Raw genomic sequence first — 13,794 nt, 5'->3', positions numbered from 1 at the left:
ACCTCGGGCGAAGGAGGGGGTAGATCCCACTCGGTCCAGGCGAAGCTAAAGCGAATCGTATTCATCAAGGTTCGATCGGCCGTTAGGTTGACCAGACCCCATGGAACGATATTCGCGCGGCCCGACTCCTGTCGCCTTGCGAAAGGCGCGCGAAAATCCAGCAGGAGACGCATAGCCGAGGTCTTCTGAAATGCTGGTCATCGAAACGCTGGTATTTCGCAACAGTTCAGTCGCGCGCTCGATCCGAACCGAACTGGTCAGTGTACGAAAGTCCGTACCTATCTGCTGGAGTTCACGTTGAAGCGTTCTAACGCTCGTATCCATCGATTGCGCGACATCCTCGATCGAGACGTCTCCGGTAAGAAGCTGTGCGCGGATCTGTGCAACGGCGATGTCGAGCAAGCTACGGGGTGCACCACCTGGACGATCGCGCGCAACGTCATCAAGAGTCAGGGTCGACCTCGATGTTCGTCTCGATGACGCCATCAGCCGATGCCGCTCACCGACGACTACCACGGCAGGTGCATTGAATATGACTGGGCATTGGAACACATCTTCAAAGAGCGAGGTGTGGCACGGAGTTGGGATGTCAAGTTCGATGCGAAGAGGGCGCCAATAGTCAGGCAGATATGCGCGGAAGAGGCTCAACAGTTCACCGGCAGCAGCGCACGCTACCGAACTGTATCCCTGCGCCCCAGCCAGGGCGAATTTATAGCTAAAGCGTATTTCCTCCTCGTTTGTGGCGACAATCAGCTTGTCAAAAGTACTGTGATACTGCAGCGCCGCGATGCTCCGCGTGATCGCCTGGCCGAGCGTGTCTGCTTCCGTGATGTAACGCCCGAAGCTACCATAGGTGGCAACGTCCATATTGGGTACGAGCAGAAGACCGAGATTCGCGTCGCCGACCGCTCTTGCCATCGCGTCGACGAACCCTACCACGGACTGCTGAGGAATGTAGAAATTTCGATCCTCGATAAGTTCTAGATCGAAACCCGCCGCGCGATTGGCGCGCTGCAGAGCTCTCTCCCCGATCTCGGTTCGTACGAACGCGGGCAGACCCTGCAAGACATGGCTGGAGATCACAGGGACAAGGACTATTTGAAACAACCCCAAATATAGGCATTGGCGCAAAATGGATAGATTTCACATACCGACTACCGCTGGGGCAGACAAGCGGTATCTGCGCATCGCAGTCTGACCGGAGATGGGCATCTGTCCCCAGGTTCGCCAGCATGCGGGAATAGGTGGCGGCCACCGTCTTTTCGGGACGTCTGAGCGAACCACCGGAGCTGCTCCGTGCGGTTAGCTTGCGTCTTGTCAAGCTCCCTGCGCTCTGCACAACAATCATTTGGGAAAGAGTAGCGTAATCCCGGTTCTGAACCCCCAGCCGTCAGGTCCGTTATTGGGGCTGTCCGCCCAATAACGCACTCCGGCAGTGAGACTCACCGGCACTTTGTCCAGCTTGACGATCTTCGAAACCGTGAAGTTGACAGGAACCGACCAGTCCTCCGCTTCCCAATTGTAAGTGGTTTCGGTGTTCAGGGTGAATGTCCAGGCATCATGTGTGGTGTAGGAGACAAACGGCTGCATATACGTGGAGTTTACGTCGGCTTTGTCACCGTCCCCGGCGAAGGACCAGATATGATTGGCCAGCATACCAACCGTCCATCCGTCAAACTGCTTCAAGGCGACGCCGGTCGGCCCCGCCCCCCACTGATCGCCGCCTAGAAGAGGGTCGGTGGCAGTCGGTAGGAGGAAGACAGGGCCGACACCCCAGATGATGCCACCGTCCGTGGGCCGCTTCGGAGAGAAGAACAGGCTCTGGGTGACGTCGCCGAGGCCGAACTGGTCGCCGGAGTGACCCGCAATGTCATTTTGCCATGCTATCGGCAGGATGGTGCGCGATATCAGGTTCCAGTCCTCGTTCAGAGAGAAGGGAATCACTGGCTGGACATTGACATAAGCCTTTTCACCATCGTCCGGACCGTACCCGCTGTCGTAGTTGAACTGGAACGGTACGCTGATCAACGAGGCGATCGGATTGGATAGCTTCTTTGCGAGTTCCTGGGCATCCTCGTCAGCAAATGCAGGCACGGAACACCCAAGGATTGCAAATGCACAAAGCAACCTGGCGCTTATATTGCTTGACAATATCATTTCCACTTCGTGACGGTCCTTCAACCGTTAGCGCCGTATCGTTCCGCAACCGGGAACGCGGCGATGAAAATGCGTCCGTCAGCGTGCGGCTTGATCTGCATGTGCAACCGGCGGCTTCAAAAAAGTTGCCGGGATCTACAATTGTTCATCGTCTGAGAAATCCGAGGGCGACGTTGATACGGCTGTCGAAAAACGGATTGGCTGAGCCTTGTCATGCTTGGCAGTTCTCATCAGGGCCGCTCGCACCTTTTCGATATGCTCGGGAACGCCGTAAATGCGCAGCAAGCCTTTGTTCTCAGCAGTCATGGGATCCAGCTTTCCATCCACCAGCGCCCTGACAACCGTCTCTTCGGTGACGATAACAAGGTCGTCCTCAAGAGGCCCTTCGGCGTGACCGTGTACGTTCACTCCGTTGGGGCCGATCTCGTAACGCGTCCACATCGCTTGCGGTATCAACACGACTGATATTGCTACTCCGCCTTCCGCAAGGCGCGCGTCTGCAAGATTGGTACCGAATGACTTCATCGTCGCGGTAGCGCGGTAGAAAGCAAAAGGGCCTCGCTGAGCGCCAAGCCCGTCGGACGGCAACAAACCGGCGGCCTCAGCCTGCGACACGGCTGTGTGAACGTAGAGGGCGTCCGGATAGACCCAGTTGAGTGAGCCGAGCGCAATTGACTGTGGATTGTCGTACCCGCAAGCCAACAGATCGACAGGGTGTAGAGCGCCAGCGGTTAGGCAGGCTGCGAAAACCGTTGAGTACAAACGCATTCGTAGGTTTCCCTGCATTTCATCGAATCGATCATGCTATGGCGGGAGATGGCAGTCTTATCCTTTCGCGCCAACCATACCTGAGTGTCGAAATTTGAAGGCGACACACTTTTCATAACTGCTCAGCTTGGCGTAAAATGACAAGATTAACGGAAGGGATACAGATAATTTAGTTTCACATGCTCATCCGTTAGCAGAGGGTCATGGAACTTCGTCACCATGCTCCTGTGCCAACGAGTGGATAGGCATGCTGATGGAACCAGTCACCTGTGCGGATTTCTGGAGGGGTAAAATGCTTCGTCTGCGGACTTCTTCAAAGTGGATGGCGCGCGCCAGCGCGTTGGCCATTCTGTCTTCGTCGGCGGCTTTCGCAGACCCGAACCCCGACAGGGATGTGTTCTTCGGCGAGCAGCATCTCCACACGAGCTGGTCGTTCGACGCCTATATTTTCGGCGACACCAAATCGACCCCGGCGGATGCCTATAACTACGCCAAGGGCAAGCCGCTCATGCATGCGCTCGGCTTCGAGATGAAGATCGAGCAGCCGCTCGACTGGATGGCCGTCACCGACCATTCCGAATATGTCGGCGTGGTGCAGCAGGCGGCCGACCCGAGTACGGCGTTGGCTAAAAGCGCGCTCGGCAAGGAATTGCAGGTCAAGACGCCGGCAGACATCCAGCGCATCTACCTGATGCTGGGGCGCACAATGACGTCGAACCAGCCGATCAAGGAACTGGTTTCGCCCGAGATCATGTCGTCGGTCTGGGACCGCAACAACGCGATGGCGGACGCGGCCAACGAGCCGGGCAAGTTCACGGCCTTCAACGCCTATGAATGGACGTCGACGCCCAACAGCCGCAATATGCATCGCAACGTCTATTTCAGGGATGGCGATAAATTGCCGCCTTACCCGTTCACGTCCTTCGATTCGCAGGCGCCGGAGGATCTGTGGGCCTGGATGGACAAGCAGCGGGGCGAAGGCATCGAACTGCTCGCCATCTCGCACAACGCCAATCTGTCCGACGGACTGATGTATCCGACCGAGGTGGATTTCAAGGGCCGTCCGATCGATGCCGCCTGGGCCGACTCACGCATGCGCAACGAACCGCTGATCGAGATCAAGCAGATCAAGGGGCAGTCCGAAACACACCCGCTGCTGTCGCCGAACGACGAATTCGCCAATTATGAGATCATGTCCTACCTGCTCGGCGATCCGGCCGGCCGCTTCGACGGCATCAAGGGCAGCTTCGTACGCGACGCGCTGCGCAACGGGCTCGCGATGTACGACACCAAGGGCTACAATCCCTACAAGATGGGCTTCATGGGCGGTTCGGATTCGCACAACGGTGCCGCGCCCTATCGCCAGAACAATTTCTTCGGCGGCCATGGCGCGGCCGATGGCGATATGAAGGGCCGCATGGAAGGCAAGATGTTCGCCGGCCTGGACCCTCGCTATCTCAATCCCGCAAGCCTGAGCGCGGTCTGGGCCGAAGAGAACACCCGTGCCTCGCTGTTCGACGCCATGAAGCGCAAGGAAACCTATGCGACCAGCGGAACGCGCATCAAGGTGCGCTTTTTCGGCGGCTACGATTTCTCCGACCGTTCCCTTTGGGGCGACCGTTGGAGTGAACACTGGGTGGCCGAAGCCTACAAGCGCGGCGTGCCGATGGGGTCCGACCTGCCGGCCGAGACCGACGCTAAGGCCCCGTCCTTCGTCGTCTGGGCGGTTAAGGACCCGACCTCGGGCAATCTCGACCGAGTGCAGATTGTCAAGGGCTGGTCGTCGAGCGGGCAGTCGTTCGAGAAGATCTACGACGTCGTGTGGTCCGGGGACCGCAAGCCGGACGTGGTGGCAGGCAAGGTACCGGCCATTGGTTCCACAGTCGATATTGAGAACGCGACCTACGAGAACTCCATCGGCTCGTCCGAACTCAGCACCGTCTGGACGGACCCCGATTTCGACCCATCCGTTCAGGCCTTCTACTATGCACGCGTGTTGGAGATCCCGACGCCGCGCTGGACGACGATCCAGGCTAAGGAAGTGGGCGTCAAGGTGCCGGAAGTGGTGCCGGCCACCGTTCAGGAGCGCGCCTGGACCTCACCGATCTGGTATGCTCCCGGCAAGGCTAAGGAACATGCCGCCGCAGGTGTGCGCATCGCCGACATCGGCACCACCGGCGAGGCTCTCGACCAGCAGGCGTTGACCGCGCTGACGGTCGGCAAGACCGTGTGGCTCAAGAACCTGGTGAATGGCGCCATATATCGGACAGTATGGGATGCAACCGGCCAGCGCGTGATTCTCAACGTCGATCCACGTCAACCCCTGCCGCAGCATTTCGGCGATGCGGACCGAGACGCCTATCTCGGCGTTCCCGTGGGTTACGAGATCACCGACGGCAAGATCGTCGAGAATTTCGGCAACGAAAAGCTGAACTGGACCGCCTACAAGGTCGGCGACCGGACGCTGCTCGCACGCAGCAGCGAGTTCGGCTACGCCAATTACGAGGTGATCCCGACGCCCGAAACTCTGGTCGACCTCAACAAGGACAAGCGCTGAGCGTCGCCTCGATCCAGCTTCGGGGTAAGGGTATCGCGTGAGTGCCTCCAATCCTTCCTTGCTAAAGCGGCTCGTTTCCGAGCCGCTTCTGCATTTCGTGCTAATCGGCGCGGTGCTGTTTTATGCCGGCTACCGGAAAGCGCCGGAAAACGCGGCCTCGAGCAACGAGATCGTCATCTCCGAGGGCGATATCAACCAGATGCTGGTGGCGTGGATGGCGCAGGGCCGGCCGCCGCCGCCGCCCGAGGCTATCCGCAGCATGGTTGAAACCAAGGTCCGCGAGGAAGTGCTCTATCGCGAAGCGATCGCGATGGGGCTCGACAAGGAAGATACTATCATCAAGCGCCGCTTGGCGCAGAAGATGGACTTCCTGGCGGAGGATCTGTCCTCGCTCGATGAACCGACCGCGGAAGAATTGCGCAAGTGGTTCGAAGTCCATCGCGATCAATTCGTGCTGCCGCCGCGCGTAAGCTTCCGCCACGTCTACTATTCGTTCGACGTGCATGGAAAAAACGCGCGCGACATCGCCGAACGAGAAGTCTCGACCGCCGCCGAGCCTGGGAACGGCGACCGCTTCATGTTCCAGAACGCCTATGCCGAGCGTACGGAAGCCGATCTCTATTCGATTTTCGGCCCTGCCTTCGCGCATGAGGTCTTCACCCTCAAGCCCGGACAGTGGGCCGGCCCCATCGAGTCGGCTTACGGTTGGCATGCGGTTTTCGTCGAGCAGCTAACTCCGCCGATCACGCCCGGCTTCGAGGAAACCGAGGCGGATGTAAGGGCGGCCTACGTAGAGGCCCGCCGCGCGGAATTCCGCGAGGAGGCCTACCGGGTGATGCGCGAGAAATACAAAGTCGTGCTTCCCACCTTCGACAAACCGGGTCCCGACGCCACCGCAAAGGAGCCGGCCAGTGGCGAAGCAAGCTGACCGCACGGGGTTTCTCCGCGCGCTTTGTTCCGTTGTTCTGAAGGCGATCGCGCTTTTCTGGCTCGCAGTTGTCTCGATGCCGCCCCCGGCCGAAGCGCACGAGTCGCGGCCTGCCTATCTGCAGATACGCGAGACGAAGCCGGGACAATACGACGTCTTGTGGCGACTTCCGGTCAACGTGGAAGTGCCGCTGCTGGTCATGCTGCAACTGCCGGAGGCCGCCAAGAACTTAAGCGAGCCGGTCGTCCAGCGGCTGAACGATTCCACAGTCGAGCGGCGCCGGATCGAGTTGCCCGGCGGCGAGCTCGCAGGCCAGCGTATCGATTTTGTAGGCCTCCAAGCGACGATCACCGACGTCCTGGTTCGCGTCTCCTGGCTCGACGGCCGGCACGTGACGGAAATCGTCCGGCCTACGCATCCATGGATCGAGCTGACCGACCGCCAGAGCACTTGGCAGGTCGCCAAGACTTACGCGACGCTCGGCATCGAGCACATCTTGATGGGGATCGACCATCTGCTCTTCGTCGTCGGCCTGATGATCATCGTTCGCTCGACGCGCTCGCTGATCAAGACCATCACCGCCTTCACGGTCGCGCACAGCATCACGCTGGCAATTGCGACACTCGGCTACGCGTCGATTCCAGGCGATCCGCTTAATGCGGCTATCGCGCTTTCGATCCTGTTCCTGGGGGTGGAAATCGTGCGCCTGTGGCGAGGACAGACCAGTTTCACGCTGCGCAATCCATGGGTCGTAGCCTTTGCGTTCGGTCTTCTGCACGGTTTCGGTTTCGCAAGCGGGCTCACCATGGTCGGCCTTCCAAGTGCCGACATTCCGCTGGCGCTGCTCTTCTTCAATATTGGTGTCGAGATCGGCCAACTTGCCTTTGTGCTGATTGTCCTTCTGTCGCAGCGAGCGATCCGCGTTCTCCAGTTCAATTTGCCGAGATGGGCTCCCTATGTGCCCGGTTACGTCGTGGGATCCTTGGGCGCTTACTGGACGATCGAACGCGCGCTGCCGCTTTTCCAGTTTTCATAGTGAGGGAACAATGACCAACGTAAATCTCGTCAAATTTCTGCTGGCGGCAGCCGTCTGTGTAGCGGCCGTCCAACTCCCTTCAGTTGCTTTCGCCCATACGGAGGGCGACCAAGTCAGCGGCTTCCTGTCCGGATTGAGTCATCCCGTCGGCGGGTGGGACCACATCCTTGCAATGATCGCCGTCGGGCTCTGGGGCGCGCTTCTTGGCCCTCCCGCATTGTGGATCCTTCCAATCGCATTTCCGGTCGCCATGGCTGTGGGCGGAATGCTGGGCCTGCTTGGCATTCCCCTTCCCTGGGCGGAGATCGGAATAGCGGCATCATCGATCGTCCTCGGCCTGCTCATCGTTTCCGACATACGGCTGAGCCTGCTGATCGCGATCCCGCTCGTCATGATCTTCGCGGTGTTCCACGGACATGCGCACGGGACCGAGCTCTCCCCTGGCGCCGACGCAATGCTCTACAGCCTTGGTTTCGTCATCGCCACGGGCCTGCTTCACGCATTGGGAATCATCATTGGGGCAGTAGATAAATTGTCGGTGGGGCGAACTGCAATCCGGGCGCTGGGGGGCGGCGTCCTGCTCGGCGGGGTCTATTTTCTGCTGGGTGCCTTTGCTTGAGGTGCACGACCGCAAGCTTCTTCATTCTCGCTGCGACGCTGCTCGCGCCGTCGGTAGCGCATGCGCATCTTGTGAATTCGGGGCTCGGACCGTTCTATGATGGGGCGCTGCATCTCATCCTAAACCCGATGGATCTGATCAGGCTGTCTACCTTGGGTTTGTTCGCAGGCGCGCAAGAGCCGGCCGCGAGGCGGTCGGTCGTAGTTCTTGCGCCCGTCGCTTGGCTGCTCGCCAGCGCAGCGACTCTGACATCAGACTTGGCGAGTGCCCTGCCTCTCGCATTGGCAGCCACCTTGTTCCTGCTTGGCGCAGCAGTCGCTCTGGACCTCAGATCGCCCAGGATCGCAACGGAAATAATAGCCGTAACATTTGGGGGGCTGCTTGGCCTTTCAAGCGGCGTAGAATTGCGAGCCGACAATGCCAACCTGCTCGCGCTTGTAGGGACGGCTTCTGTCGTTCTCGTTCTGCTATTGCTCATCACATCCCTGGTCGCCTCGGCCAGGTCATTTGCAATTCGAGTTGTCTGCCGCGTCCTGGGCAGTTGGTCGGCTGCTACAGGTCTCCTGTCGATCGGGTGGAGTATCGCTGCGCACCGCTAGGCATCTAATCTTTCAAACGGCCCGGATGCGCCGTTGGCGTCAAATGATAAGTAGCCGTAATGGCGGCAATATAGGTGGTGAGAAGCGGCGTGAACGGGGAGACGAGGCCTGCGTCTTCATCTCGGATGCTGAATTTCCGGCGTCTACGAGCGCTTGCTGAACAAGATGTTGATCAACCCATGCAATTCAAGAGCCTCTTTGCGCTGATCGTCGCGCTCGGTGAAAGCCGCCGTTCAGCCGGGACTGGCTTCGCTCCGGATGCCACTACGTGCCGCCAAAATGTCGCCGGGGGTCCAAGAACGTGCAAGTATTGGATGCTCTTGGAAGCGATAGCAAAAACTTCCCGACTTGCGGGCATCCTTTTTGCCTTTCTTGTGGGGTTTTCCGCCTTTGCGTTTGGCAATGCCACAAGCACGCTAGAGCAACCGCACAATGTGCAAGAATGTCTAGATGAAACTGCATCTCCCGGCTCGCCGGTTGGAATCCGACAAGTAAGGCTCCGCACGCTTCTGCCAGTCGCGCGCAACTTCGCAATGGTCGTTTTCGCGACACTTGCGGTGCTGATGACACTGTCAACGCTCGGCGTAGAAATCGGCCCGTTGATTGCCAGCGCCGACGTCATCGGCTTGGCGATAGGGTTTGGTGCCCAGACGCTCGTAAAGGACGTCATCAGCGGTATATTCTATCTGCTCGACGACTCCTTTCGCGTTGGTGAATACATTGTATCGGGTAGTTACATGGGTACTGTGGAATCATTCAGCTTACGATCGGTGCGGCCGCGTCATCACAATGGCCCAGTGTATACGATTCCTTTCAGCGCGCTCGGCGCAGTCCAGAATGTCAGCCGCGACTATGCGGTCGACATGCCGCGGCTGTCGTAGCGTTCGATGGCCATCGCTCCCCCGACATCGAGAGGAGAAGCACGGCCACGAGTATTTTCCTCATTGTCACGCTATGCCTAGAACCGTATTGTCAGGCCGGCGATTGGGCCTTGCTGGACGACGTCGAACAGGAAGCCGTCATTGCTGTAGTCGACGCCGAGCGCCCGGTAGCCGAGGGTCGCGGAGAAGGTGTCGTTGATGTTGTAGCCGACGCCGGCCATGACATCCCAGTCGACATCGGCGCCGCCGGCGCCGACCAGCCCCCAGCCCACCGCGTAAAAGTTCGGCGTGAAGGCGTAGTTGCCGCGCACGCCCACCAAACCGTCAACCCAGGTCGCGCCGTCGCTGCGCTTCTCGCCGTCGAGGAATGCGCCGCTGAAGGAGATATCGGTGTCGACCGACCAGACCCTGACGCCGCCGACGACGTCCAGGCGGCCCGAGGGGCCTTCGAGGACGGAGTAGCCGACTCCGGCCAGCCCGGCGAATGTCGAGGTCTCTACGTCCACACGCGTGGCCAGCACGCCGCGCGGCGTCGCGTTGTCGGCCGACAGCTTGGTGTAGATCAGGTCGCCGAACAGGCTGTAGGGCCCGTTGCGGGCCTCGCCGATCAGCATCGCGGCGAAGTCGAGATTGTCGAGGATGTCGCTAAAGCTGGCATCGAGGTCGATGACCGGCAGGCCGAATTGGGAGGTCTCGCCCGAAAGCCCTGCCGCCCAGAAATAGGGGGTGATCGAATATGTCCAGCCGCCCGCCGCGACAGGTGGCGTCTCCGGCGTGGCGGCGGAAACGAGATCCGCCGCCACGGCCGATGTCGATGAAAGAGCCGCCCAGACGAAGCAGGCTTTGACGATGGTCTTCATGGCAGGCTCGTTCATGCTCATGCGGATCCGATCAATAGCAGGGCGGAGCCGGGTAGTAGCCGCATGGCGGACGGCCGTAATAGTACGGATGGTAATACGGCGCCGCGACCGCAGCCGCACCCGCCGCCGCCCCGGCGTACCAGGCTCCGCGATAGGCAGTGCGGCGCGCCGCCCCCGCGAAGGAGAGCGGCGTCAGCGGCATGCCGATGATGTCGATGAAGGTCGAGGCCGGGCCGTCCGCGCCGTCCAGGTTTCCTTCCAGCACGTCGACGGCAAAGGTCAGCGTATCGCCTTCGAGTTTGGGCGACCGCAGGGTCACCACCGCATCGGCCACCGACTTTCCGTCCTTGTTGAGGACCGAAACCGTAGCGTTCGGCGGATCCTTGGCGAAGCTGTCCGAACCGGTCGCCCATTCTTCCAGGAGATGTGCGGTCAGCACGTGGCCGGCGGCCCTGACCGGACGATCGGCGAAGACGATCGAATTCGCCGTGACGCCGGAAAGCACGAGCTGGCCGTCGGCGAGCTTGGCGCCGCCCGAGTTGAGCACGATCAGGGACGGCTCCATCTGCGTCTTGGCGACGCCGATCTGCTTGCCGGCCGGCGAGGAGATGGCGTCCTGGGCAAGGCTAGGCCCGACGGAAAAACAGGCTCCCGTGAGCAGCATTGCCAGGAATAAGTTTTGTTTCAAGCGCATTGGTTATCCACCTCTTGTTTTACGACTGGTAGCCGTTGGACGTTGGAATTTCCCTGCTTCAGGACGAAGCGCGCTCCCCCTAAGCCCGCGCCCTTCATTCTCTTGATATTGCCACGTTGACAGTGCGACTTATCATTTGACGCCAAATTGCCTTGTACAGTCAGAAATTCAGTGACTGGGCACCACTATGATCCAACTGGATGACGGCAGGCCTATCGCCGCGGCACGGCTGATCTTCCACTTGCGCTTGATGATGCCGATGGAAGCGGCTCGATGCGCCATGACCATTCACATCGGAACCGGCGGCTTTGGGCTCACCTATCGCTACTATACTTGCTCGACCCGAGCGCGGCGAATGAACCGGTTGCAAGGGGCTGGCGGTGCGGATGGATCGTCTGGATGAAACCGTGATCGACTTCCTCGGGTCGACGCTCTGCAAGAAACTTCTAACCGCCAGCGATGTCGTTGCGTTCAGCATGACGAAGGAAACCTGGCGTCAAATGGCAAGACGCTGCACGCAAACAATAGTAAGATGAACTGAGGGGAACAGATACCTTTGGCCGGTTCTCACAGCGCAAAAGCGGTCGTTGTAATTTTTTTCGAGATGCCGGCGTGATACGGCGGGCACATTGCAAATGAGGAGACGTTGAATGAAGCGACTTTCCGCCTACGCAGGGGCGCTGATTTTCGCCACCCAGGCAAGCTTAGCCTTGGCCCAGGCGCCGATCCCTGAGTCCGTCACCACGCCGGACAAGGTGGACACACGAATCGGCGTGTTGGAGTTCAAGGACGGGGTTCCCAGCGAGGAGACCGCTAGCAAGCTCTACGACGATCTCGACGCTACCTATGCCTATCGCGCTTTCATGGATTCGTTGCGTGCCGTCAGCATCCGCGCGCTGCGTCGCGGAATGGAGGACATGGGCGTCAAGAAGAACGAGGTGATGGTCTTCACCGAACTGATGGATGCGAAGTCTCTATTCCTGACCCCGAACGCGGACACGATCTACGTTATGGGTTGGCTGGATCTCAGCGATGGCCCCGTGGTGATCGAGTCGCCGCCCGAGTTCCTGGGCATCGTGCAGGACGCCTGGTTCCACTGGGTGACCGATATGGGCAGTCCGGGACCAGACCGCGGCCTTGGCGGCAAGTATCTCATCGTTCCCCCCGGATACAGCGGCGTGCTGCCCGACGGTGGCTACTTCATCGCACACGCGAAGACCAACAACATCCTTTGGTTCGGTCGCTCGTTCCTGAAAGACGGGAGCGACCCCAAGCCCTCGGTCGATGTCATAAAGGCTCATACGAAGGTCTATCCCTTTGAGCCAGGCGGCGTAGGAACCTCGATTGCGTCGTTTCTCGCCGGAAAGGCTAAGCTCGGGAAGATCACGGAGCCTCCGGCAACGGTCTTTCACGAGGGAAGCGGAAAGGTGATGAACACGCTTCCCCCGAACGACTGGAGCTATTTCGAACTGCTGAACGAAGTGGTCCAGAGCGAGGCGGCCACCGCGTTCGATGTCGAACTGATGGGACCAATCGCAGCCCTCGGCATCGTCAAGGGCCAGCCATTCGCGCCCGACGAGCGCATGAAGAAGATCATGACGGACGCTGTGGCGTTGGCGAACGCCGCATCGCGCAACCTTCTGATGAATCCGCGCGATCCCGACTGGTTCTATTACCCGGACTCGTCCTGGTACAACATGCTCTTCGAGAGCGGGTTCGAGTTCGAGACGCCTATTCCCCAGATCACGGCGGAAGGCGTGAAGCCATTTCCGCCGACCGGCTACCGGCAGATGGACGCACGCACGGCCTTCTTCTACGGCATTACCGGGATCACGCCGGCGATGGCGATGCGACTGACGGGTGTCGGCTCCCAGTACCTCATCACGGCGAGGGATGCGGACAAGAACTACTTCGACGGATCGAAGACCTACAAGGTGACGCTGCCCAAGGGCATCCCGCAGGCAAACTTCTGGTCGCTGACGGTCTACGACAACATGACCCGCTCAATGCTCGACACGCCCCAGCGCTACCCGAGGGCGGGCAGCCAGAGCTATCCTTCTCCAGCTGCGGACGCCGATGCTGACGGTTCGACCACGGTCTATTTTTCGCCGACCCAACCTGACGGCGTGGGCCGAGGCAACTGGATCCAGACCGATCCCGAAAAGGGCTGGTTCGTGTGCCTGCGCCTCTACAGCCCACTGGAGCCGTTCTTCGACAAGAGCTGGCGGATCAGCGAAATCGAGCTGGTGAAATAGAATAACGGGGCTGGTTTCGCGATCGGTCCCGTCCGTCACAAACAAATGCTCCCTCGCGCATAGAGGGTCGAACGATGATTCTGCAAATCTCGAACCGCGCCGTCTGCCACCTGACGGCGGGTTTGGCATTCTTTCCCTACCCGCTCTCGCGCAGGAGAACGACGCTGACCTGGCCAAGCAGCTCAGCAATCCGATTGCGTCGCTGTCAGCGTGCCGTTCCAGTGACCAGGGTTATGGTCCGGCTGACGGGCAGAAGGCTTTCGTGAATGTTCAGCCGGTTGTCCCGATCTCGCTGAACGACGACAGGAATCTGATCTCGCGAACAATCCTGCCAATCGCCTGGCAGGACGATATCGCCGGACCATCCGGCGAGTTCGGGCTCGGCGACATACGCAGAGCCTGTTCTTCTCACCCAAGCCGCCAGGGTCAAGCGCCAGACT

Annotated in this window: 10 protein-coding genes and 2 pseudogenes; 7 read left to right on the top strand and 5 right to left on the bottom strand. The window is 59.8% G+C overall.

What is annotated here, in order from left to right:
* Window positions 1-45 precede the first annotated feature (45 nt).
* From M9924_19160 to M9924_19150, 3 genes are all read right to left on the bottom strand, one after another.
* Window positions 46-1,065, bottom strand: coding sequence for an AraC family transcriptional regulator (locus M9924_19160; protein MCO5066504.1), 1,020 nt, complete (start codon window positions 1,063-1,065; stop codon window positions 46-48).
* Window positions 1,066-1,344: 279 nt separating this feature from the next.
* Window positions 1,345-2,181: a transporter gene (locus M9924_19155; GenBank protein ID MCO5066503.1), complete on the bottom strand. Its 837-nt coding sequence runs from the start codon at window positions 2,179-2,181 to the stop codon at window positions 1,345-1,347.
* Between the two features lie 111 nt (window positions 2,182-2,292).
* A complete protein-coding gene (locus tag M9924_19150; protein ID MCO5066502.1) occupies window positions 2,293-2,925 on the bottom strand; it encodes a hypothetical protein in 633 nt (210 codons plus the stop codon).
* Window positions 2,926-3,247: 322 nt separating this feature from the next.
* Here M9924_19150 and M9924_19145 point away from each other — a divergent pair, with 322 nt between their 5' ends.
* From M9924_19145 to M9924_19125, 5 genes and pseudogenes are all read left to right on the top strand, one after another.
* Window positions 3,248-5,482: a DUF3604 domain-containing protein gene (locus M9924_19145; protein ID MCO5066501.1), complete on the top strand. Its 2,235-nt coding sequence runs from the start codon at window positions 3,248-3,250 to the stop codon at window positions 5,480-5,482.
* Between the two features lie 37 nt (window positions 5,483-5,519).
* Window positions 5,520-6,410 carry a peptidylprolyl isomerase gene (locus tag M9924_19140; protein ID MCO5066500.1) on the top strand — a complete coding sequence of 297 codons (891 nt, stop codon included), beginning with the start codon at window positions 5,520-5,522 and terminating at the stop codon, window positions 6,408-6,410.
* Window positions 6,411-6,588: 178 nt separating this feature from the next.
* Entirely contained in the window at window positions 6,589-7,446 is an 858-nt protein-coding gene (locus M9924_19135) for a HupE/UreJ family protein (GenBank protein ID MCO5066499.1), read from the top strand.
* Between the two features lie 10 nt (window positions 7,447-7,456).
* Entirely contained in the window at window positions 7,457-8,065 is a 609-nt protein-coding gene (locus M9924_19130; GenBank protein ID MCO5066498.1) for a HupE/UreJ family protein, read from the top strand.
* 1,084 nt (window positions 8,066-9,149) lie between these two features.
* Window positions 9,150-9,527, top strand: a pseudogene (locus tag M9924_19125) (mechanosensitive ion channel).
* A gap of 95 nt (window positions 9,528-9,622) precedes the next feature.
* Here the strand turns inward: M9924_19125 and M9924_19120 are convergent.
* Together M9924_19120 and M9924_19115 are read right to left on the bottom strand one after the other, a co-directional pair.
* Complete coding sequence (locus tag M9924_19120; GenBank protein MCO5066497.1) at window positions 9,623-10,405, bottom strand: hypothetical protein; 783 nt, start codon at window positions 10,403-10,405, stop codon at window positions 9,623-9,625.
* Window positions 10,406-10,436: 31 nt separating this feature from the next.
* Window positions 10,437-11,069: a hypothetical protein gene (locus M9924_19115; GenBank protein MCO5066496.1), complete on the bottom strand. Its 633-nt coding sequence runs from the start codon at window positions 11,067-11,069 to the stop codon at window positions 10,437-10,439.
* 680 nt (window positions 11,070-11,749) lie between these two features.
* On the opposite strand from M9924_19115, the gene M9924_19110 reads away from it, so the two are divergent.
* Window positions 11,750-13,354: a DUF1254 domain-containing protein gene (locus M9924_19110; protein ID MCO5066495.1), complete on the top strand. Its 1,605-nt coding sequence runs from the start codon at window positions 11,750-11,752 to the stop codon at window positions 13,352-13,354.
* 103 nt (window positions 13,355-13,457) lie between these two features.
* Window positions 13,458-13,768: pseudogene (locus M9924_19105) on the top strand (transporter).
* Window positions 13,769-13,794: the final 26 nt, after the last annotated feature.

The sequence above is a fragment of the Rhizobiaceae bacterium genome (genome assembly GCA_023953835.1).
GTDB lineage: Bacteria > Pseudomonadota > Alphaproteobacteria > Rhizobiales > Rhizobiaceae > Mesorhizobium_G.
Note: the sequence above shows the minus strand (reverse complement) of the source record. Positions and strands in the feature narration are given on the sequence as shown.